Below are 21,104 nucleotides of genomic sequence, written 5' to 3'. Positions count from 1 at the left end.
TTCCCGCTTGCGGGCCGTTTGCTCGCGGAGTTAGCCGACTTTTTCGGCTTATTCCCGCTTGCGGGCCGTTCGCTCGCGGAATAAGCCGACTTTTTCGGCTTATTCACGCCTTCGGGCCGTTCGCTCGCGGAATAAGCCGACTTTTTCGGCTTCTTTCCGCTTGCGGCCCGCAGGCGGAGTTACCTCCTAAGTATCCGCAATTCGACTTCGACAACACTCTAGCCAATGCCATTTCACTTTTACGCCATCCGCCTTTTCGGCAACGCAGCCTTGCACCTCTGTCCCCTAAGCAAAAAAGCCTTCCGCCAGGTCATCCCTGCGGAAGGCTTGCGGTTACCGGTACGAGCCGTAGCTGATTCTCCTGCCGTCTCTTCCGAACCCGAGCAGCACCGCGATGCGGTACGTCAGCCAGGTCACGGAAGCAAGCAGCATGATGTCGTAGGCGACATTGAACAGGAACAGATGCTTCTCGATGTCGGCCAGGCCGTCGCCCATGATCGGAATCAGGAAAGCGAAGAAGCCGACGAATGCGACGAGCATGAGCAGCTCGGAGGTCATTTTGGCCGACCCCTCGCGCGCTCGCAGCCATTCGATCACGCACACGCCGTAATACACGATATAGAACAGGACGATGAACAGCAGCGAATTCGGCATATGCGCCGCCTTGAACCGGCTCCAGCCGCTGTACGTGTCGTTGAACGCGCCCGGAGGCTTGCCTTCGGCCTTCTCGTAGTTGCCGAGATAGCCCGGCTTCAAGTAGACGCTCTGGTGGGCGGCGCGCTCCATGAGGCCGATCAGCCGCTGCGGATGGGTCGCGTAATAGAGCATGACCTTGCCGTGGGACATCCGGTCGTAGAAGTCGGCCTTCATTTCCGGCGCGTCCTGCTTGATCGGAACGTCGCTCTGGAAATAGTTCGAGCCGGCGTTGCCCGCCAGCTTCTGCGGCAAGCCAAGATCGTCGAGATCCCCTTTCACATCGGGGGAGCCGTTCAGAATGCCGTAGAAGACGGTCTGATACAGGTTGATATGCTTCAGCCCGTCCGGGGCGAACGCGTACAGCAGCGCCGACAGCAGGAACAGCGCGGAGCAGCAGACCAGCACGAGCTTGCGCCAGGCGCGGTCCCAGCGGAGCGGCAGGAAGCGGAGCCCGTAGAGGGCGAACACGACGCCCAGCGGCGTATTCTGCAGCTTGCCGCAGACGAGCATGAACACGCAGAAGAAAAAGAAGATCAGCGTCCAGCGGCCCGGCTCCTCCTGATGGGCGAGCCGGAGGCCCGTTCCGAGCGTGAGCAGAAGGAAGATCAGCGACACCGGCTCGGCGAAGAAGGAATTGAAGTAGGCCAAGTAGCGGACATCCAGGAATATGAACAGCAGCCCGGCCGTCAGAACGACGCCTGCCGCCATGGAGTATTTCCTGCCCGTGCGGACCAGCAGGTAGACCGCTGCGATCAGCAGCGCTCCGTACACCGCCGCCAGAATGCGGATGTTGAACAGGGAAGGATCATAGAGCCATCCCAGCCCCCGCGCGATGAAGACCGGAATCAGCTGCGAGGTGATGTACGCCCCTCTCAGGCTCCCATAAGCGAAATGCTGGTTGGCGTAGCTGAAGAACCGGTCCTCGTATGTAGTGGCGGCAGGATTGTAATCCAGTCCCGCCGTCATAAGCACGCGCAAAAAGTCCCCCGAATCGGCCATGCCGATGAAGGGACGGGTGAACAGCAGCCAGATGATGATCCCGGCCGCGCCGGCGGCGGCCAGATATTCGATTCGGAACCGTGTTCTCACGGCTGCACCCCCAGATAGCTCAGCGCGTCGGGACCGCTCTGAGACCTTGTCGCCGCCGGGACCCCAGCGGACGCGGGACGGACCGCAGGCTCCACTTCGCGCTCCACGATATAGAGCGGACGCCTTTTGACTTCGCGATAGATTTTGCCGATGTATTCGCCGATCAAGCCGACCGACAGCAGCTGCACGCCGCCGATGAACCAGAGCGAGACGATCAGCGACGCCCAGCCGGAGACGGTGTTGCCGTACATCTTGGAGATCAGCGCGTACAAACCCATCACGATGCTGACGCCGAACACGATGAAGCCGGCGGCCGTCACCATGCGGATCGGCTTGACGGACAAGGAGGTGATGCCCTCCAGGGCGAAGCTTATCATTTTCTTGAGCGGGTACTTGGACTCGCCGGCTGCGCGCTCCAGCCGCTCGTAATACACGACGCCGGTCTGGAAGCCGAGCATCGGCACGATGCCGCGCAGGAACAGGTTCACCTCCGTGAACTTCTCCAGCTCGTCCAGCGCCCGGCGGCTCATCAGCCGGTAGTCGGCGTGGTTGTTCACGATGCGCAGGCCCAGCCCTTCCATGACCTTGTAGAAGCCTTCGGCTGTCGTGCGCTTGAACCAGGTGTCGCGCTGCCGGCTGCTGCGCACGCCGTAGACGATCTCGCAGCCTTCCAGATAGCGGAGCACCATGTCGCGGATCGCCCGGACGTCATCCTGCAGGTCGGCATCGATCGAGACGAGGCAGTCCGCATGGCGCTTCGCTGTCATCAGCCCCCCGAGCAGGGCGTTCTGGTGGCCGACGTTGGCCGCCAGGTTGAGTCCCGACACTCTCCGGCAGCGCGAGGCCAGATCCGCAATAAGCGGCCAGGTGCCGTCCTTGCTGCCATCGTTGACGAACATGATGAAGCTCCCCGGCGCGATGATGCCTTCCTTCTCCATGCTCTCCAGCATGCCGTCCAGCTCGGGCGCAGTCAGCTCCAGCACTTCCTCTTCGTTATAACAGGGCACGACGACGCCCAGTACAGGCCTATGTTCTCTCATGGCAAAACTCACTCCTAAGCTTCCGGCTGCCGCCCCGGCTGCCGCGAAAATTAGCCCTATTATACCGCATGTCCGGGGAAAAGTCCCTGCTGGAGGGAATAACAGGCAAACAGGAGGCTGCGCCAGCCGCCGTGGAAGATGGCGGAGTGCAGCCTCTTTCCTTTCCATTTAAACCCATCCTGCAGAAACCTAAACGATGGGCGAAACGCATGGCGCCGGCTCAAAGCCTAAGGACGCGCAGCCGCTCTGCCGCCGCATCCACCCACAGACCGTCATCGTCCGCAAGCAGCGCATGCCAGCCGAACGCCTCGGCGGCCGCGACATTGCGGGGCGAGTCATCCACGAACAGGACCGGCGCGCCCGGCTCCAGCTTGCCCGCGCACCGCTCCAGCAGCGCCGGATCCGGCTTGCTCAGCCCTTCCTCGCTGGAGATCGTCAAGCTCGCGAGCCATTCCGCTGCCGGCTCCAGCACCGGCCGAAGCCATTCCGAGACATGGTTGCTGAGCAGATGCACGTCGGCCGACCGTGCCAGCTCCGGCAGCCTGTCCATGGCGGGCAGCGGCAGAAGATGGGATCTCAGCAGCTTCTCTGCGTCCTCATCCGTCCAATCGGGACGGAAGCCGGCGATCCAGCGGTAAAATTCCGCCGCCGCTTGCTCTCCCGTCCACAGCCTTCCCGCTATATCGCGCTTGTACCTGTCCCTCAGCTCGCCGTAGGCATGGCCGCTTATTTCCGCCAGCTCCTGCCACATGGAAGGCGTCAGATTGGAGACGAGCACGCCACCCGCATCGAGCACGAGCTGCGGCCGCGGACCAGACAGCGGCTTGCGATCAGGCATGTAATCCATCTTCATGCTCTATCTTTCCTTTCAATATTGTTCCTTCGTGAAACCGGGAGTCCACCCGGCAACGCCCCCCGATCATGCCGAAAGCCTGCCCTATGCAGGGCAGGCTTTCATCGGCTGCCTGAAAAGGCAGCCTTGCGATTTGGATCTCCTTGCAGCCTTGCAACTTAGATCTCCGCGCAGCCTTGCGACTTGGATCTCCGCACAGCCTTGCGACTTGGATCTCCGTGCAGCCTTGCGACTTGGATCTCCGTGCAGCTTGCGCCGGCTCTCTGCCTGCGGCCGATCGGCCCGCCCCTGGAAGAAAGCCCTCCTAGCCCAAGATGAGCCGGTCGTCCGACAGCTTCTGGCCGCTGATGCCCTCGAACTCACGCAGCAGCTCCTGGACCGTGAGCCCCTGCTTGCGGCTCTCGGGAATATCGAGAATGATGCGGCCTTTGTCCATCATGATGAGACGGTTGCCGAGCCGGATGGCCTGCTCCATGTTGTGGGTGACCATCAGCGTCGTAAGGCCCATGTCGCGCACGATGCTTTCCGTCAGCCGGGTGATCAGCTCGGCCCTCGCCGGGTCGAGCGCGGCCGTATGCTCGTCGAGCAGCAGGATGTCCGGCTTGGTGAAGGTGGCCATCAGCAGGCTGAGCGCCTGGCGCTCGCCGCCGGACAGCAGGCCGACCTTGGCGCGCAGCCGGTTCTCCAGCCCGATGCCGAGGCGGCTGAGCTCCTTGCGGAACAGCCCGCGCTTCGCTCCCGACACCGCCCAGCTCAGTCCGCGCGGCTTGCCGCGCTTGTAGGCCATCGCCAGATTCTCTTCGATCGTCATGTTCGGCGCCGTGCCGGCCATGGGATCCTGGAAGACGCGGCCGATCCAGCGGCTCCGGCTCGATTCGGATACCCCCGTCACGTCCGCATCGGCGATGGAGATGCGTCCGATGTCGGGCTTCATGACGCCGGAGATCATATTCATGAGCGTCGACTTGCCCGCGCCGTTGCTGCCGATGACGGTGACGAAGTCTCCCGCCTTCAGCTGCAGGTCGATGTTCATGAGCGCGACCTTCTCGTCCGGCGTGCCGGGGTTGAACAGCTTGGATACCGATTGCACATGCAGCATCAGGCTTCCCCCCTTCCGGCAGTCCCAGCCGCAAGCTCGGCGGTGCGCCTGCGCGCCTGCCGCTTCTGCTTCATCGAGCGGTTGACCGTCGGAATGACGAGCGCGATGATGACGATCGCCGCCGTGATCAGCTTGAGATCCGACGCCTCCAGATGGAGGAAGTCGGAACGCAGCGCCAGCGCGATGACGATCCGGTAGACGACGGCGCCGACCAGCACGGCGAGCGTCGTCATGAAGACGCCGCGAGCGCCGAGCAGAGCCTCGCCGATGATGACGGAAGCGAGGCCGATGACGATCATGCCGATGCCCATATTGATGTCCGCGAAGCTGGCATCCTGCGCGATGAGCGCGCCGGACAGCGCCACGAGACCGTTGGAGAGGCTGACGCCGAGAACAGTGGAACGGTCCGTGTTGCCGCCGAAGCTGCGGATCATCCGCTTGTTGTCGCCTGTCGCCCGCAGCGCCAGGCCGAGATCCGTGTGCAGGAACCCGTCCAGAAGGAGCTTGGCGGCAATCGCCACGACGAGCAGCACGACGGGATAGAACCAGGAGACGCCGCCGAACGTCAGCCATTCGGAGCCCGCGATGCTGCCGAGCAGCGTATTCTCGCCCGAGATGGACACGTTCGGCTTGCCCATGATTCTCATATTGATGGAATACAAGGCGATCATCATGAGTATGCCGGCCAGCAGGCCGTTGACCTTGCCCTTCGTATGCAGCAGCCCTGTGCAGGCGCCGGCTGCCATTCCGCCCCCGAAGGCGGCAAGCGTGGCAATCCACGGCGACCAGCCATGCGTCAGGAGCACGGCCGCGATTCCGGCTCCCGTCGTGAAGCTGCCGTCTACCGTCAAATCGGGAAAATCAAGGATGCGATACGTGATGTAGACCCCGAGCGCCATCAGGGCGTACATCAGCCCAAGCGCAACCGCTCCGTTCAGGGATAGGATCAAGGAAGCCACCTCTTAGCTATTGGATAATGTTCGTTTCCTGGTCTTTCACTTTGGCCTTCATATCGTCGGTAACGGCAATGCCCTGGGCCTCTGCGGCTTTGAGATTGAGGATGAGGTCGAGCTTCTCCTGCATGCTTACCTTCATGTCCCCTACCTTCTTGCCGTCCTTCAGCACCTCGGCCGCCATTTGTCCGACCTGATAGCCGTGGTCATAGTATTTGAAGCCGACTGTGGCGAAGGCGCCCTTCTCGACCGTATCGCGGTCGCTGGAGAAGAACGGAAGCTTCTTGGAATTCGCCACCTGGATGATCGTGTCGACGCCGCTGATGACCGTGTTGTCGAGCGTCGTGAAGAGCGCGTCCGCGCGTCCTACGAGCGACTCGGCCGCCTGCTTCACCTCGGAAGTGTTGGATACCGGGGCTTTCACCAGCTTGATGTCATGCTTGGCAAGCGCCTGCTCGGCGTTTTTGGCCATGATGACGGCGTTGGACTCGCCTTCGTTGATGACGAGGCCGACGGATTTCACATTCGGAAAGTCGGAGGCGATGAAGTCCATCAGCTGCACGATGGCGTCCGGGTTCGTGTCGGAGGCGCCGGAGATGTTGCCGCCGGGCTTGTCCAGGCTCGTGACGAGCTTGGCGTCGAGCGGATCCGTGACGGCCGCGAACAGGATCGGCGCGTTCTTGACCTTCTCCGCTACAGCCTGCGCGGATGGAGTCGCGATGGCGAGCACGAGATCGTTCTTGCCCGAGGCGATCTTCTGAGCGATCGACAGGTTGTTGCTTTGGTCGCCCTGCGCGTTGTTGAAGTCGACCTTGAGGTTGTCGCCCTCCACGATGCCGGCATCCTTCAAGGCGGCGAGGAAGCCTTCGCGCGTCGCATCCAGAGACGGATGCTCCACGATCTGCGAGATGGCGATGGAATACGTCTTGCCTTCCGCTGCGCCTCCTGCGGACGGAGCCGGGCTCGCCGCGCCGCCCTCATTCGTGTTTTTTGCCCCGCAGCCTGCCGCCGTCATCAATGCGACCGCGAGGAGCGCCGATGCCCACATTCTTTTTCCCATGAATAGACCCCTTTTCCCATTTCATGAATTTGTCCAGACCGGTTTTGCTTCCACTCTTTTGAGCATTTTGTAAAGCTTTCTGTACCCAGTTTAAGGGGGAACTGAAATTTCGTCAATTAAAGCGCGACCGCATAAAGGCAGGAAACAGACAGTGCTTGAAAGCGGCTTTCCTTTAAATGAGCCCATGCCCTTCTCTGCCTTTTCATTTCCAATCGGTTGAAAGCCGGCAGCGGCTGAAATTTTCTCTCCGGAACGGGCAGACAATGCCGGAAAGGGCGCATCTTTTTCTATTCATGCGTGTCCATATGGAATCGGACAGCTGACGGGCGTATATTACGATCCGGACCCTGACCATGCATCATTTTGTGTTCATGGCGGATGCCGCCCCTTCCCAGCGGGCTCCTCGGCCAAGCTCGCCGGAAATCCTGGAATGCCGCTTCTGGGCAAGAGACGGGCTTCCGAGACCGATCAGCGATTTCACCTGCAAGCGAATTGACGATGCATTGAATCCGAATAGAACGCGGCTTTTCCATCCTGTGGGACCGAGGCAGTTGCTGGAAGGATAAAAGGAAGAAGCCGTCCGAAAGACATCGCATGGGAGCTTCATCGAATCGGAGTTCCGGATCATCGGATGAGCTGCGGACATCCCTTCAAAAGAACTTCATCAAGAATTGGCAGGAATGATCGAGGCTAATAAAAGTCGGCAGGCGCTCATGGAGGATCGGCGAAAGCAATCATTCCAATGGTTTTATCCGGATGACCACCTTTCCCTTGGCGCTTCCGCCTTCCAAATACTGAAGAGCTTGCCCGGCATCCTCCAATTGGAACACTTTGTCTATCACCGGCTTGATGCGGCCGCTCTCGAGCATTTCTTTTAAAATGTTCAATTGCGCTCCGCTCGGCTTCATGAACAGGTAGCGGTAGCTCGTCCGGCTTTTTTTCGCCAGCGCGGTGATCCTGCGGCTGACGAAGGCCAACAAGGCCGTTTTTATCCAGCCGAGCTGCTGTTCTTTTCCGAAGGCGGCGTTCGGCGCTCCCGATATGGAGACAACCTGCCCGCCTTCCTTCAAGATCCGAAACGACTTTTCCAGGGCGGCACCTCCTAAAGTGTCGAACACCGCGTCATACCCGGCAAGCAGCTCTTCAGCCTTTTCTTTCCTGTAATTGATGATCCGATCGGCGCCAAGCGATTTTACCAGCTCAAAGCCTTTATCGCTTGCCGTCGTGGCGACAAATGCGCCCATTGCTTTGGCCAGTTGGATCGCGAAGGTTCCGACGCCTCCTGCCCCTGCGTGGATCAAGATTTTTTGGCCTTCCTGAAGCTTGAGAATATCGGTGAACGCTTGATAAGCGGTAAGTCCGACGAGCGGAATGGAGGCCGCCTCTTCAAAGCTTAGATTTCGCGGTTTCAGGGACAGGTCATCCTCATGAACGGCGATGTATTCGGCCAGTGTCCCGATCCTGTTCTTGCGGGGCCTCCCGTAGACCTGGTCTCCGGGCTTGAATGTCCTCACAGCCCCGCCTGCCTGGACGACGGTTCCGGAAAAATCATTTCCCAAAACAAGAGGAAACTTGTACTTCAGCAGGAACTTCACTTTCCCTTCCTTGATCTTGAAGTCAATCGGATTCAAACTGGCCGCATGAATTTCCACCAGCACGTCATGCTCGCCAATAGAAGGCATGGGCCGTTCCGCCATCACCAATGGACTGTTCTTTCCATACTTTTCAATGATCATGGCCTTCATGTCCATCCCCCTTGAATGTTTATACGTTTAAACAAATCAACCTACTAGGCGAGCAGCAGCAAGAGCATCCGTCTATGCGGCTGCATTTCCCTCTGCCGGCGCCCATTACCGAGATCCGCTGCACTCGGCTTCAACGGCCGCAATCAACGACTTGAGCTGTTCAAGCGGCTTGCGCACAGTCAGCACATAAACATTTTCGACGCCCTTCTTTTCGGCTTCGATATAGCCGGCCTGCTTCAGCACCTTCAGATGATGGGAGACGGCCGGTCTGGACAGCTTCATATGGCTGGATATCGTATTCACGTTAAGTCCCGATTTGTGCTGCGCCAGCAGCAAGATGATGGCTTGGCGGCCAGCATCGGTCAACACATCCAGCAAAGGGATGCATTCTTGGAATTGCTGCAGGACATGCCCGGTTTGCTCGCTCATCGTTCTCCCCCGATCCGTTCATTGGTTTAATCGTTTAAACTGAATTATAACCGTCCGGCAAATAAAATCAAGACCGGGCTCGAAGCTCCTCTCTATGCTTCCGGTTCCATTCACGGCGCATTTGTCCGCTTCTTCGGATTATTTGCTTATACCCATCCTCTCCCTCGAACGCGAAGGCCGATCCGTCTATAGTAGGGATGAAAGGAAATGCGGGCTCTCTCCTTGCGCCGCAACGAAGGGAAGTGCGGACCATGACGGCCTACAACAAGCCAAGCGTGGCTGAAAGCGAAGTCGAGGACGTGGTGAAGGCTCATCTAGGATCAATCGCGACGGAGATAAAGTCCATGGACGGCGGCAACTTGAGCAGCGTCTTCTCCTTCAACCACGAAGGAACAGGGCATGTCATCAAGTTCAGCGACCTGGAAGGAGCCTACGAGACCGAACGGTTCCTATCGGAGCTGCTGTCCGGCCAGGGAATCCCGTATCCCCGATGTTTGGGACAAGGGAAGCATGGAAACTTGGCCTACGTCATCATGGAACGGATCGATGGCGGCAGCCTCGCGGCCTGCACCCCCGAGCAGCAAGCCGGGCAGCTGCCGGAGCTTATCGGTATTTTGACGCGGCTCAATCAGGTGGACATAGGGTTTACGAGCGGCTATGGGTGGATCGGGCCGGACGGCAATGGAAAGCATCCGACCTGGAAGGACTACTTGACGGCCTCGTTCGCGGAGGATCAGACGGGCACCTTCTGGGAGAACTGGCATGGCTTGTTCCGCAGCACTTGCCTGGAAAAGGATGTGTTCGACGAGTGCTACAGCCGGCTGATGGCTTACGCGCCTTACAATGAACCCCACCGCAGCTTCATCCATGGAGATTTTCACCAGTGGAACATTCTGTCCAGCGGCACCCGCATTACCGGCATCATTGACGGCAACTGCGCTTATGGCGATTATCTTGTCGATCTCGCGATTCTGGACCGGCATATGGAGAGACTCGGAGTCGTTCGCGCCTATCGAGACTTCCAGGAGAAAGCAGGAATCACGATTCCAGATTTCAACGAGAGGCTGCTGGGCGCCTACTATATGAAAGGACTGGACGGCCTTCGCTTTTATGCGAAAATGGGCTGGACCGACGCCTACAACGGCACCCGCGACTTCCTTCTGAAGCTGGATTCGCAGCCGCCGGCCAGCGTGGCTCGGGCCTGGCGCAGCCGCTGACGGCAACCGGCAAGAAGACAAAAACAGCCGTCCGGCTTCGATGACGAAATCGGTACGGCTATGCAGACTGCAGCGACGCGGCGGAAGCCGCCGGCGACTATTCCGACCGGACGTCGGGAGCGCCTTGAGCCGCTTTCTTGACATCGGTCTTCTCCTTGTTTTCCTCCAGATAGTAATGACGGACCGGCTTCAGGTCATCCCCGAGCTCGTACACGAGCGGCGTTCCGGTCGGGATGTTGAGCGTCGCGATGTCGTCGCCCGGGATGTCGTCCAGATAGCGGACCAGCGCCCGGATCGTGTTGCCATGAGCGACGATCAGCACCCGCCGGTTCTCATGGAGCGAAGGCTCGACCTTCTCTCTCCAATAATCCAGCACCCTCTGCTCCGTATCGTCCAGATTCTCCGTCACCGGCACCCGGTCCTTGATATCCTTGTAGCGCGGATCCCTTCCCTCATAGCGCTCATCGTCCTTCTCCAGCGCCGGCGGCCGGACGGTCACGGATCTGCGCCACAGATAGACCTGCTCTTCCCCGTACTCCTGCGCCGTCTCCTCCTTGTTGAGCCCCTGCAGGGCGCCGTAATGCCGTTCGTTGAGCATCCAGGTCTTGTCCGTCGGAATCCAGAGCAGGCTCATTTCATCCTGAATGATCCAGAGCGTCCGGATGGCGCGCTTCAGCACCGACGTATACGCGACGTCGAACACATAGTCGTTCTGACGGAGAATCTCCCCGGCACGGCGGGCCTCCTCCTTGCCGCTGTCGGTCAGATCGACGTCCGTCCACCCCGTAAAGCGGTTCTGTGCGTTATACTCGCTCTGTCCATGGCGGACAAGCACGATTTTTATCATGGCTTGTTCAACTCCTCGTTTCGGTTGTGGAACTCCTGCGCTCTTCTCCAGTCTATTTTTACCCACCTGGCCGGCATGCAAGCCCTCCTGTCCAACTCCATCCCGCCACAACTTTAAGTTCGCTTAGTCGTCTTCTATGGAGATACCACTACTCCCTGCAAGGGAGAGGAGCCGACTCGGCATGACGGATCGAATTCTAATCGTGGACGACGATGCTTCCATCGTCCGCATGACGGAAGGCAGCCGGATTCCGGTCATCATGATGACCGCCCGCGGCCAGCTGGAGGAGCGGATCGGAGGCCTGCAGCTTTGCATCGGGCACCCTTCGATGAAGCTTGGCCGCCTTTGCAGAGAATTCCATCGATCTGCTCCACATCGACGGTCTCCATACGTACGAAGCGGTTCGCCCCGACTACGAGAGCTGGCTGCCGAAGCTGGCCGAGGATGGAATCGTGCTGCTGCATGACACCGAGATCAAGATCGCGGACTTCGGCGTCTGGAAGCTGTGGGGAGAGCTGTCGGAGCGCCATCCCGCGAGAAACTTCCAGCACCTTCCGCCGGTCTCGGCATTCTGGCTCCCAAAGGCATTTCCGCTGCGGCCAAGTCTTTGTTTGCCGAATGGCAGGCGTTGAGCCGTTATTATTCAGACACGGAATAAGCTTGCTCCGCAGGACAAAAAGGCTGCCGCACGGCAGCCTTTTTACGTGCCTGGTCAATAAGCCCTTTATGGGCAGCATTCGCGTTTATGCCGGTCTTGCAGCCTACCGTGCGTGCGCTCCGATCGAGCCGCAACCCTGCTTGCCGGCATTCCGTTTCGGGCCTCGCAGTCCTACCTGACGGCGTACCAGCCAGGCGGCTTCGCGACCCAATCGTAGTGATAACGATGTCCATGGAAGCGCATGCCGCCCATTCGTCACTGATCGGAGAAGCCTTAACCGATGTAGAAATCCTCATCGGCGGCGAATGCCTCCTGCCGCTCCTCCTCCTCCTTGCCGTTCGGAACCGGACTCGCGCATACAAGGGCAGGCTGGGCGCGCATCCGTCCAGGGAAGGGGAGATCCAGGGCAGCGTATCGTCCAGCATCGAGTCTCCCGAACAGTGGAGGAGATATTCCGTCCGGCACCGGTAGATGGCGACGAGCTCCGCGATAGAATAATAGTAGCCTCCCTCGAAGCTGTCCCGGCTCAGACCGAAGAAATCCAGCGCCTCCCCGCTGAATGCCTCCACGACCGCGTAGACGTCAGGACGCCTTCATCCACCAGGCGTTGCGCATGCCGCGACCAGCTCCGGGCGGCTGACGTTGTTGATGTACAGAATTTTCTCGGCAAAAGGATGCTCATGGCGCTCGATCGCCTGCCTCAGCCGATCCGTCAGCAGCAGCTCCCGCCAATCCTCCTCGTAGCATTTGGTCTCGAAGGTAACGCCGGGCCTGAGCAGCCGCATTCCGCTCCGTTGCGGGGACCGCTATGGCCTTGCTTCTTCATGGACTCGCCCAGGCGCTGCCGCCCACCCGGATGTCCAGCTGATACGGCCGTTCGTCTCCGCCAGCAGCCGCAAACCCAAGCGCATGGTCCCAGCGCAGGCCGCCGGTGCAGAGAGCCATCCGCACAGGCTGGGAAGAGCCAATCGAGGAGAAAGCAACGAGCGGAATGTCCGCGCTCAGACAACGCCGGAAGCTTCGGAAGGCGAGCGCATCATCCCGGTGCAGCTCCTCGCCCGCCCGCAGCCACAGCATGAATTCACACCCGGCTTCGTTCAGTCCGGCCGCCACCCCATTCGCCTCCGCTCCCTGCTCCCCCTCCGCTTCGGCGTAGACCGTCTTGAGATTGCGGATCAGACCGGTCCGGTGCACGGACTCGCGGCTTTCCCTGCCTCCATAGTGGACGAGCAGGATTTCGTCGGCCATCCCGGCCATGCTGTCCAGGGTCCGCTCCATTTGCTCCTGCCCGGCATCCGGACCGGCGCCGACGCATAAGGTCAGCGTAGGCTGGACCTTGTAGATCAGGTCGATCAGATCTTCGCCCCATTTGCGCCGGGCGATTTCCCGGTTCACGCTGAGCAATGCCGTCAGGTCGAAATCCTCCAGCGCATTGACCGTCACATGGCCGTAATGGTGGATGAACGAATCGCAGGCGACGACCAGCCGGTAGCCTCGGCTGCGGATTCTCATGCACAGGTCGTCGTCCTCATAGTTGCCCAGGCCGAAGCGCTCGTCGAAGCCGCCCATTTCCAGCGCCATATCGCGCGGCAGCAGCAGGCAGAAGCCGACCAGCCGGGGCACTTCCATCGTCTTGCCCTGCCAGGCCGCCGAGCGCGCGGCTGCGAATGCCCCTATCCCTTCCAGGCCGGGACCGTAATCGGTTTCCACCTGCTGCTGTCCGCTCGCATAGTTGGACACCGGGCCAGTCATCCCGGCGGTGCGGTCGGATTCCAGCGCCCGCAGCATCGCTTCCAGCCAGCCCTCCGTCACCACCGTGTCGTTGTTGAGAAACAGCACGAATTCGCCGTCGGCAAGCTCCAAGCCTTGATTGCAGCCTTTCGCGAAGCCTGCGTTGCCGGCATTGAAGACGGCCTTGCAGCCCATTCTCCGGATCATCTCGGGCGTGCCGTCGCTGGAGCCGTTGTCGACGAGGACAAGCTCGTAATCTTTCGTGTGCGAGATGATGCTCGCCAGGCATCTCATCGTATACTCCAGCTGATCATGCGTCAGGATGATAATGCTCGTTTTCATCTTCCGCCCCCTTTTCGCGCACGTTCCGTCCGGTTCGTCCGCTTGTCCGGCCTGCTCCCTCCTCATAGGTATTCGGCTCGAGCCCTCGTTATTCCAGCCTCCAGCTCAGGCGGCCGATGGCGGCAAAGAAGTCTGGCGACGGGGCATATCGGTTAAAGAAAAAGTTTACCTCGCCAATCGTCCGGACGGACGGTAGATTAAAGGCATGAAGGGTTGAATCAGGGGAGTGGATTTCATGAAAGAGGCGAGAAGCATCGCGCTCGTCACGGGCGCCAGCAGGCCGGAAGGGATCGGCACGGCGGTTTGCCGGGCATTGGCTGCAGCGGGCATGGACGTGTTTTTCACGCATTGGGGTGCTTTTGACGAGCTGGAAGGCAACGGAGCCGCTCCGGGATGGCCGGACCAGCTCGTCCGCGAGCTCGCGGCGATCGGGGCGAGGGCCGCGCACATGGAAGCAGACCTGGCCGATCCGGCATCGCCGGCAGCGATTCTGGACGCCGTGGAGGAAGCCTTCGGCAGGCCGCCGTCCGTCCTCGTCAACAATGCGACCTACGAGCGGCATGCAGGCTTCCGCGAGCTGGACGCCGCCATTCTCGACCGTCATCATGCCGTGAACGTACGCGGCACCGTCCTGCTCAGCACGGAATTCGCCAAGCGGCTCGAGAGCAGCCGTCCTTCTCAGACGCCGGGGAGAATCGTCTTTCTCGTGTCCAAAGGGCCTGATCCCGGCAATCTCGCCTATATCGCCACCAAAGGCGCTGTCATCGGCATCATCGAGCCCCTTTCGGTCGCGCTTGCTCCGCTCGGCATCACCGTCAACGGCTTCGATCCCGGACCGACCGACACCGGCTGGATCGACGGGGAGCTGCGGGAACGCTTCCTCCCCATGTTCCCCATGGGCCGGATCGGCATGCCCGAGGACGCCGCTCGCGGCATCGCCTTCCTCGCTGGCGATGCTTCAGGCTGGATTACCGGCCAGGTCATTCGGTCCGAGGGAGGGTTTCTGGGCAAATAAACTCGAAAAAACGGCTGCCGAAAAAACGAGGCCACTGAAAAAGTAGCGTAAGGCGCGAAATCGTTCTGGAGAAACGGATGTGGTCGCCTTTGTCCCCGGATTTCAACCGCTAAAAGCGGCAGAAAACAGAGAAATCTGGGGACAACAGCGATCGGAAGATTGATTTCCGTCTGCAGCGACACATTTTCAGTGGCCTCGAAAAAACGGCTGCCGCTTTTGATTCGGAAAGGATACATTCGGCTCCTTATTCGTACACCTCTTCCGACTTGATGCCGGCCATCCAATCCGCTGCGAACGCCAGCACCTCTCGCCGTCCTCTCTCGGCATGCAGCTCATGCCGAAAGCCTGACCATTCGCGGTAAGTGCATCTGCTCCCCGCACGGCTGGCAAAAACTCGGCTTGCCCGGCAGGAGGTGATCTGATCCGCGCTTCCATGCATGAGCAGCAGCGGAGTCTCCAGCTCATGGGCGTGCTTGAGCGCCCAGCGCCCGGCTCTCCTGACGCCGGTCAGCGTGCGCAGCGTAATCCGCCCGTGCCGCAGCGGGTCGGCCGCATAGCGGAGCTGCATCTCCGGATCCGACGTCCCGCGGGCATTCGCGAGGAGATGCCGATACCCGGGCTGCAGACGCTTCCGAAGACGGATGAGCAGCTGCCGCACAGGCGGCGGCGCAACCGCCAGCTTGAGCCATGGCCCCGCCGCGATGACGCCGGCGACATCCGGCTTGAGGCGCAAAACATAGTTCAAAGCGACATTTCCGCCCATGCTGTGCCCGAACAGAAACACCGGCAAGCCCCGATGCTGCGAGCCGATATCGCCGAGCATAAGCAGGACAGGCTCAAGCAGCGCCTCGTAGTCCGGACAATCCCCTCGTCTGCCGGCCGTCAGCCCGTGTCCCCATTGATCGAAGGCATAAACGGCATATCCTTTGTCCGTGAACCAATCCGCCACATGGTCGTACGCGCCCGCATGCTCACCCAGTCCGTGCACGATCCCGATCACCGCCTCCGGTTCCTTCCCCTCGGGTATCCACCTGCAGCCATGGATCGGCGTTCCGTCCGCGCTGCTCCATGCCCGTTGCTCCTGCTTGCAGGACATCGGGGCACCTCCTTCCATGCCGTTGAAGTAAAATGGCATCGCCTCTTCAATTCCATTCTTACCCATAATAAAGAATAGAAAAAAGATAGTTGGAATGGAGAATTCTAATTTCCGGAAAAGCTTGCCAAGGACTACCCGTCAGAACGGGATAAGCCCCGCTTGGATGGTTCGGGAGGTCTCTTCAGGCAAAGAAAAAGAGCAGCCCCGAAAGACTGCTCCAAAACCGCATTTCATTGCTGTTTTTCGCCCAGGCAAACAAATGCGACTTGCGGAACATTTCCCGCATCCGCTGCATCCAGCGATCCGCTGAACACATCGTTCACGCGCGGCGTGCAGACGACGGACACTTCCCGGCTCTCGCCGGGCAGCAGCATGAAGCCGGCCTCGTCCGCCACCGTCCACCAGCGGTCCGAGCTTTCCTCCGGCATGATGTGCAGCGCGATCAATGCGCCTTCGTTGCGAATAAGGTACCGGCGCACAACGGGATGGATGACCGACGCGGCCACTCCGACTCGCGGATAGATATCCGACAAGCCCTCTTCGCCCGATTCAGGCTCCCAGCCCGTCAGCGGTTCAACCGCCAGGCTCGCCCCGCTCAGCTCCAGAGCCGGACGGAACGGATGCTCCGCCAGCGTCGAGAACACGTAGACGTTATCCTTGCGTTCCGGTCCGTAGAGGAGCCGGACGAGGAACAAGCCATCGCGTGTGTGAGGCACCGCGAACTCAAGCCGTCCCGCCGCTGCGGAGCCTCTGCGACGCAGCCCGCTGCCCTCCGCCTGCGGATCCGCCTCCGAAGAAGCTGCGAAAGACCTCGCAGCCAGCACCTTTCCCGCCGTATCCAGCACCTGCGCCTCGATCTCCATGTTCTCCCCGTCGGCGAAATGAGCGAACACCCCCGCCGTAAACGTCTCTCCCGCACGCCAAGTCAGGCTGCGGTAGTCCAGCGACGCATGGGAGCCCTCGAATGCTTTGCGCACCCCGTAATAGGCCAGCTTCGGCTCCATGTAATAATCGACGAGATTCGTGCAGCTGGCGTTCGGCCAAGGCTCGTTGAGCTGCCAGATGATGCTGCCGCTGTTGCGGAACGCCCTGCGCCGGTTAGCCTCCAGAATGAAGCGCAGCCCTTCGGACTGGATCCACTGGCTCGCCTGTACGAAGGCGGGCAAGTCCGCGAATTCGCCGAACAGCTCCGTATCCCGGCTGAAGGTATCCCACCATTCGCCATGATGCCTCCAAACGAGGTTGTCCTGCATCGAGACCGGCTTCAGGTGGACGGGGCTCAAAAACTTGCGGAGGCTCTTCGCCGAGCTGACGCCGTCCACTCCGAATTCACTGTGGAACAGATGGTCCACGTCTCCATACAGCTCGTAATGTCCGGGATTGCCCTGATACTTCCAGTGGCCGTGGACATCGTGGCTCACGCCCTTCTCCGCCGTAATATACTGGACAGGCCCCGACGCGGAAGTCGGCAGGAACAGCCGCTGCGGATCATGCGCCTCGACCAGCTCCCGCAAATAGGCCAGGTTGGAGTCCTCGTAGGTCGATGGCCGATTCTGCTCGCTCATGAGCTCGTTGCCGCCGCTCCATACGGTCAGCGACACATGGTTGCGCCGGGATTTCAGCGCCGTCCCGGCCGTCCGGCCGAGCAGCTCGATGAAGGCCGGCTTCTTGGAAGGCTCGTTGTCGATGCCTGAGCTGGATTGGATGAATTCCTGCCAGATCAGGATGCCGTGGCGGTCGCACAGCTCGTACAGGTACGGCTTCTCGATGATGCCGCCGCCCCAGATGCGCAGCATGTTCATTCCGCAATCCTTGGCCAGCCGTACGATCCACTCATATCTCTCCGGTCCGGCATTTCCGTACAGATGGTCGAGCGGCGTCAGGTTGGCTCCCTGGATGTAGATCTTCTCGCCGTTGACGACGAAGGTGTACGGAAGCGAGTCTTCAGGCGCCTCCTCGTTCCGGACGTAGCCGAGGCTGCGGATGCCGGCGTCCATCACGCGCTCATCCAGCACGCCCGTATCGTCCAGCAGCCGGATCGACACCCGGTAGAGGGGCTGGCTGCCGTAGCCGTTCGGATACCAGACGGCCGGCTCGGGAATGCGGATGACAGCGGCTCCCTCGGAGCCTTGCACCGCTTCATCAACGACAATACCAGGCGATGCCGCTCCTCCTTCTGGAGACTCCACCTCGACCTGCCAGCGCAGCGTTCCGGCCGGCTCTCCGCGGCGGACGGCTTCCGCCGACAGCCGGATGATGCCTTCTCCGCCCCTCAGATCGGTATGGAGAGCGACATCGCCGATCGTCGCCGCTTGATGGACGCGCAGCACGACATCGTCCCAGATGCCCGTATTCACGAGGCGGGTGGAGAAGTCCCACTTGTAGTTGAAGCGGCTTTTCTGCGTAAAGGTTTCGGAGGTTTTGCCGATTTGCCCCATTTCGTCCGGCGCATGCTTCAAGACGATCTGCAGCTCGGTCGTTTCCCTCAGCTTGATGGCATCGGTCACGTTGAAGACGGCCGGCTCGTACATGCCCTTGTGATCACCGAGATACACGCCGTTCATGCTGATGATGGCCTCGTAATCCAGCCCTTTGAACACCAGCTCGATCTGCTCGCCCGCAAGCGCCGGACGTTCGAAGGAAGCCCGGTATACCCACCAGCGGTTCTCGATCCACTCGCAATGGATGCTGTTGAGATCGCGGTAAGGGTCCTCGATCAGCCCTGCCCGGTACAGATCCTGATGCACGCCTCCCGGCACGGTCGCCGGAATCCACTCCGTGACGCCGAGGAGCTCGCTCCCGATCTCCATGCTCGTCCCTTTGAGCGGCACCCAGGGCCAAAAGCCCTTGAGCTCCCACTTCGTGCCGTTCAGATTCAATTCCATTAAGCGCCCCGCCTTTGCCTTGATATCGTAGACAGTTTTCAACAAAATGTTAACATACTTAAACTTTTCTCTCAACAATGGTTCTCAGGGCGAAAAATGCTGGGTCCGCGAACCAACGTCCAAGCTGCTGCGGCTTGAATGGCTTGCATGGCAAAAAGCCGCTGGACCGGGAACAGTCCAGACGGCTTAGGTTAAAATATTGGAGAAGAGATTTCTCCTCTATTAGTGCCGTTTCATTCCTCTTCCACCTCGAAGATGGAATCCAGGATGACGGGCAGATTGTTCCGGAGCGACGCGGCTCCCAGCACGGAGCGGGCATGCATGCCCTTCTCTTCTCCGAATACGTCCAGCATGAGCTCCGTGCAGCCGTTGAGCACAAGATGATGCTCCTCGAATTCCGGCGATGCATTGACGAAGCCCTGGATCTTCACGACGCGCTTGACCCGGTCCAGGCTTCCGAGCGCTTCCCGGACGACCGCCAGCACCTCGATGCCGGCCTGGCGGGCGAATCCCATGCCTTCCCTGGTCGTGAAGTCGGTCCCCAGCTTGCCCTTCGGCTGCCCCGCCGGCCCCTTGCCGGAAACAAACAACAACCCTCCGGCCAGAACGCAGTTCGCGTATGCGGCCGCCGGTCCGCTTGCGGACGGAAGCACGATGCCGAGCTCGTCCAAGCGGGCCTCCACGTTTCCCTTTTCCGTCATCCTATTTCCCCCTAAATCAATGTCCATGGCCAGCATCCAGACATAGCGAACCGAAAAAAACGCTCGCCTTTAATGACGCCTGAATGCCCATGCATGCCGGCTCAGGTTGTATTTTACGCCCGTTTTCCATCGTCGGCAATCGGCTCTCCTTTGATAAAATAGAACCATGCAAGCCTATTCAAGGAGGGAATCCATGGACGGAAGAGAGAGGGTTGCCGCCGCTCGGAGTGACCTGAAAATTGAAATTGGTCAGCTTGCACTCTCCTTCTCGCAAATATGCATATTGATACTTCTATCCTATGTGCCGGCTTGACATCCGGTATGGTCCAACTGCCCGCTCAGCTAGATTTCCTGTGAACCCTTCCCAGCAACCTTCCTACGAGCTCATTTCTATGAACCCAAGCTTCCTTCATAAATTAATAGAAACAAATGAAAGGGTGACGCCTATTCTGATGTAAGCAGCAAGGCAATTTCATTCACTTGCCCCCGCTTCCTGCCGGGGATTTTCCTCGTTCAGCCTCTCTTGAGATGCCAAAAATTCAAAAAGAAGCCGTGATTACACGACTTCTAATCAGCTATTAATTCTTGTCTTAAAGCCAAGATTAATAGTTATCGTAATGTAGAGGAACTGCTTATTTTCAGCTGCTTGCTTCTATTTGCTTCTTTGCAGAGAGATACATTCGATATTGGACGGGGTCGAACTTCTTCAATCCGTGAAAGCTCGGTTTGGTGTTGGCCTCGATAAACCATACCTTTCCTTTCTTATCGATGCCCATATCCAATCCGACGATTCGAAAAGGGAAACGAGAGCCTAATTTACGTGCGATTTTGTAGGAGACGCCGGTTAACTCCTTCAGGACCTTGGATACGTTTAGCGGTTGGTCGGCTCCTCGAAGGATTTCCTTTATTCTCGCATCCCGGGCTCCTTTTGCCACATTGGTAACGATCGAATTGGACCTTGGCGCGACCTTGGCGCTCATCCAGGTAAGCAACCACCGGTCGGAGGGTTTTTGGAGAACAACACGCAGGTCAAAAGGTTTATTTCGATAGGTTGCAAGTGAAATCCCCTGCTGGATAATATATTTTTTATTGCGACGCATTCTCTTCGCTACTTCGGATACGATGCTTGTGTTGGGACAGATTTTGGACATGGCTTTGAACGAAATCAAGCTTTCGGAACTATTGAGTCTCTTGACCCGGATTATCCCCGTTCCCGCAGAACCTTTATCGGGTTTGATATATATTACAGGGAAGGCTTTGAGCATCATAGTAAGAGTGTCATCATGATACCAATGGGTTTTTGGAACATGATGGGATAGGACGCGATCATTCAGCAAAGGCTTCCCTTTTTTCATCTTGCTACGGATGAATTTGTGTTTCATCAAGCCACCTCCATTCCTACCATATTCGGGACCACTTATCTGGACGACGGCTAATAACCATACTGATTTTATTTCGCTCATAACCCGATAGCCGAGCGAAATCAGGTCGTTGCACGGCTTCAGAAGCATCAATAAAGGCTATTACTGAGCTTTCGTTCCATCGATCACCCGCAGCCCGAACGTTTCCGCCATAAAAAGTAAGAAGGGTAACTAACCGATCCCATAATCTCACCTGGAATAGCAGTTCCTTCGGAGTTTGCAGTTCC

Annotated in this window: 18 protein-coding genes; 3 read left to right on the top strand and 15 right to left on the bottom strand. The window is 59.2% G+C overall.

Annotated elements, in window-relative coordinates; translation table 11 throughout:
* Positions 1–333: 333 nt before the first annotated feature.
* The 8 genes from wsfD to ACLBWT_RS07655 all read right to left on the bottom strand — a co-directional run bounded on the left by wsfD (position 334) and on the right by ACLBWT_RS07655 (position 8,964).
* On the bottom strand, positions 334–1,785 hold the full coding sequence (gene wsfD, locus ACLBWT_RS07690; RefSeq protein ID WP_447662482.1) for a glycan biosynthesis hexose transferase WsfD: 1,452 nt from the start codon (positions 1,783–1,785) through the stop codon (positions 334–336).
* Positions 1,782–2,825: a glycosyltransferase family 2 protein gene (locus tag ACLBWT_RS07685; RefSeq protein ID WP_447662480.1), complete on the bottom strand. Its 1,044-nt coding sequence runs from the start codon at positions 2,823–2,825 to the stop codon at positions 1,782–1,784. The genes wsfD and ACLBWT_RS07685 overlap by 4 nt, the downstream gene beginning before the upstream one ends.
* 220 nt (positions 2,826–3,045) lie before the next feature.
* Entirely contained in the window at positions 3,046–3,678 is a 633-nt protein-coding gene (locus ACLBWT_RS07680; protein ID WP_447662478.1) for an HAD family hydrolase, read from the bottom strand.
* A gap of 304 nt (positions 3,679–3,982) precedes the next feature.
* Complete coding sequence (locus tag ACLBWT_RS07675) at positions 3,983–4,777, bottom strand: ABC transporter ATP-binding protein (RefSeq protein ID WP_447662476.1); 795 nt, start codon at positions 4,775–4,777, stop codon at positions 3,983–3,985.
* A complete protein-coding gene (locus ACLBWT_RS07670) occupies positions 4,777–5,736 on the bottom strand; it encodes an ABC transporter permease (protein WP_447662475.1) in 960 nt (319 codons plus the stop codon). Before ACLBWT_RS07670 ends, ACLBWT_RS07675 begins: the two co-directional genes overlap by 1 nt.
* A 7-nt stretch (positions 5,737–5,743) precedes the next feature.
* Positions 5,744–6,790: an ABC transporter substrate-binding protein gene (locus tag ACLBWT_RS07665; RefSeq protein ID WP_447662474.1), complete on the bottom strand. Its 1,047-nt coding sequence runs from the start codon at positions 6,788–6,790 to the stop codon at positions 5,744–5,746.
* 734 nt (positions 6,791–7,524) lie between these two features.
* Complete coding sequence (locus tag ACLBWT_RS07660) at positions 7,525–8,535, bottom strand: NADP-dependent oxidoreductase (protein WP_447662472.1); 1,011 nt, start codon at positions 8,533–8,535, stop codon at positions 7,525–7,527.
* 105 nt (positions 8,536–8,640) lie between these two features.
* Positions 8,641–8,964: an ArsR/SmtB family transcription factor gene (locus tag ACLBWT_RS07655; RefSeq protein ID WP_447662471.1), complete on the bottom strand. Its 324-nt coding sequence runs from the start codon at positions 8,962–8,964 to the stop codon at positions 8,641–8,643.
* 251 nt (positions 8,965–9,215) lie between these two features.
* On the opposite strand from ACLBWT_RS07655, the gene ACLBWT_RS07650 reads away from it, so the two are divergent.
* Positions 9,216–10,181 carry a phosphotransferase family protein gene (locus ACLBWT_RS07650; protein WP_447662469.1) on the top strand — a complete coding sequence of 322 codons (966 nt, stop codon included), beginning with the start codon at positions 9,216–9,218 and terminating at the stop codon, positions 10,179–10,181.
* 97 nt (positions 10,182–10,278) lie between these two features.
* On the opposite strand, the gene gpmA is transcribed toward ACLBWT_RS07650, so the two are convergent.
* Positions 10,279–11,028, bottom strand: coding sequence for a 2,3-diphosphoglycerate-dependent phosphoglycerate mutase (gene gpmA, locus ACLBWT_RS07645; protein ID WP_447662468.1), 750 nt, complete (start codon positions 11,026–11,028; stop codon positions 10,279–10,281).
* A 335-nt stretch (positions 11,029–11,363) separates the two neighbouring features.
* Between gpmA and ACLBWT_RS07640 the strand changes: the two genes are divergently transcribed.
* A complete protein-coding gene (locus ACLBWT_RS07640; protein ID WP_447662466.1) occupies positions 11,364–11,660 on the top strand; it encodes a class I SAM-dependent methyltransferase in 297 nt (98 codons plus the stop codon).
* Between the two features lie 619 nt (positions 11,661–12,279).
* On the opposite strand, the gene ACLBWT_RS07635 is transcribed toward ACLBWT_RS07640, so the two are convergent.
* Both ACLBWT_RS07635 and ACLBWT_RS07630 read right to left on the bottom strand, forming a co-directional pair.
* Positions 12,280–12,471 carry a hypothetical protein gene (locus ACLBWT_RS07635; protein WP_447662464.1) on the bottom strand — a complete coding sequence of 64 codons (192 nt, stop codon included), beginning with the start codon at positions 12,469–12,471 and terminating at the stop codon, positions 12,280–12,282.
* Positions 12,472–12,508: 37 nt separating this feature from the next.
* Positions 12,509–13,759: a glycosyltransferase family 2 protein gene (locus tag ACLBWT_RS07630; RefSeq protein ID WP_447662462.1), complete on the bottom strand. Its 1,251-nt coding sequence runs from the start codon at positions 13,757–13,759 to the stop codon at positions 12,509–12,511.
* 235 nt (positions 13,760–13,994) lie between these two features.
* Here ACLBWT_RS07630 and ACLBWT_RS07625 point away from each other — a divergent pair, with 235 nt between their 5' ends.
* Positions 13,995–14,774: an SDR family oxidoreductase gene (locus tag ACLBWT_RS07625; RefSeq protein ID WP_447662460.1), complete on the top strand. Its 780-nt coding sequence runs from the start codon at positions 13,995–13,997 to the stop codon at positions 14,772–14,774.
* A gap of 244 nt (positions 14,775–15,018) precedes the next feature.
* Here the strand turns inward: ACLBWT_RS07625 and ACLBWT_RS07620 are convergent, their stop codons facing one another.
* The 4 genes from ACLBWT_RS07620 to ACLBWT_RS07605 all read right to left on the bottom strand — a co-directional run bounded on the left by ACLBWT_RS07620 (position 15,019) and on the right by ACLBWT_RS07605 (position 20,838).
* Complete coding sequence (locus ACLBWT_RS07620) at positions 15,019–15,870, bottom strand: alpha/beta hydrolase (RefSeq protein ID WP_447662458.1); 852 nt, start codon at positions 15,868–15,870, stop codon at positions 15,019–15,021.
* 230 nt (positions 15,871–16,100) lie between these two features.
* Positions 16,101–18,755 (bottom strand): glycoside hydrolase family 2 protein, encoded by a 2,655-nt coding sequence (locus tag ACLBWT_RS07615; RefSeq protein ID WP_447662456.1) that lies wholly within the window; start codon positions 18,753–18,755, stop codon positions 16,101–16,103.
* A gap of 233 nt (positions 18,756–18,988) precedes the next feature.
* Positions 18,989–19,456 (bottom strand): RidA family protein, encoded by a 468-nt coding sequence (locus tag ACLBWT_RS07610; RefSeq protein WP_447662454.1) that lies wholly within the window; start codon positions 19,454–19,456, stop codon positions 18,989–18,991.
* 638 nt (positions 19,457–20,094) lie between these two features.
* Complete coding sequence (locus ACLBWT_RS07605) at positions 20,095–20,838, bottom strand: YheC/YheD family protein (protein ID WP_447662453.1); 744 nt, start codon at positions 20,836–20,838, stop codon at positions 20,095–20,097.
* Positions 20,839–21,104: the final 266 nt, after the last annotated feature.

It is taken from the genome of Paenibacillus sp. D51F (assembly GCF_053345695.1).
This window is presented reverse-complemented; position numbering and strand designations above follow the sequence as displayed.

Excerpts from the sequence above, each read along its gene's own strand:
- ACLBWT_RS07660 (WP_447662472.1), bottom strand. The coding sequence starts at position 8,535 with ATGAAGGCCATGATCATTGAAAAGTATGGAAAGAACAGTCCATTGGTG.
- ACLBWT_RS07685 (WP_447662480.1), bottom strand. The coding sequence starts at position 2,825 with ATGAGAGAACATAGGCCTGTACTGGGCGTCGTCGTGCCCTGTTATAAC.
- ACLBWT_RS07630 (WP_447662462.1), bottom strand. The coding sequence starts at position 13,759 with ATGAAAACGAGCATTATCATCCTGACGCATGATCAGCTGGAGTATACG.
- ACLBWT_RS07615 (WP_447662456.1), bottom strand. The coding sequence starts at position 18,755 with ATGGAATTGAATCTGAACGGCACGAAGTGGGAGCTCAAGGGCTTTTGG.
- ACLBWT_RS07635 (WP_447662464.1), bottom strand. The coding sequence starts at position 12,471 with ATGCGGCTGCTCAGGCCCGGCGTTACCTTCGAGACCAAATGCTACGAG.
- ACLBWT_RS07620 (WP_447662458.1), bottom strand. The coding sequence starts at position 15,870 with ATGTCCTGCAAGCAGGAGCAACGGGCATGGAGCAGCGCGGACGGAACG.
- ACLBWT_RS07650 (WP_447662469.1), top strand. The coding sequence starts at position 9,216 with ATGACGGCCTACAACAAGCCAAGCGTGGCTGAAAGCGAAGTCGAGGAC.
- ACLBWT_RS07625 (WP_447662460.1), top strand. The coding sequence starts at position 13,995 with ATGAAAGAGGCGAGAAGCATCGCGCTCGTCACGGGCGCCAGCAGGCCG.
- ACLBWT_RS07605 (WP_447662453.1), bottom strand. The coding sequence starts at position 20,838 with ATGAAACACAAATTCATCCGTAGCAAGATGAAAAAAGGGAAGCCTTTG.
- ACLBWT_RS07610 (WP_447662454.1), bottom strand. The coding sequence starts at position 19,456 with ATGACGGAAAAGGGAAACGTGGAGGCCCGCTTGGACGAGCTCGGCATC.
- gpmA (WP_447662468.1), bottom strand. The coding sequence starts at position 11,028 with ATGATAAAAATCGTGCTTGTCCGCCATGGACAGAGCGAGTATAACGCA.
- ACLBWT_RS07665 (WP_447662474.1), bottom strand. The coding sequence starts at position 6,790 with ATGGGAAAAAGAATGTGGGCATCGGCGCTCCTCGCGGTCGCATTGATG.
- ACLBWT_RS07655 (WP_447662471.1), bottom strand. The coding sequence starts at position 8,964 with ATGAGCGAGCAAACCGGGCATGTCCTGCAGCAATTCCAAGAATGCATC.
- ACLBWT_RS07675 (WP_447662476.1), bottom strand. The coding sequence starts at position 4,777 with ATGCTGCATGTGCAATCGGTATCCAAGCTGTTCAACCCCGGCACGCCG.
- ACLBWT_RS07680 (WP_447662478.1), bottom strand. The coding sequence starts at position 3,678 with ATGAAGATGGATTACATGCCTGATCGCAAGCCGCTGTCTGGTCCGCGG.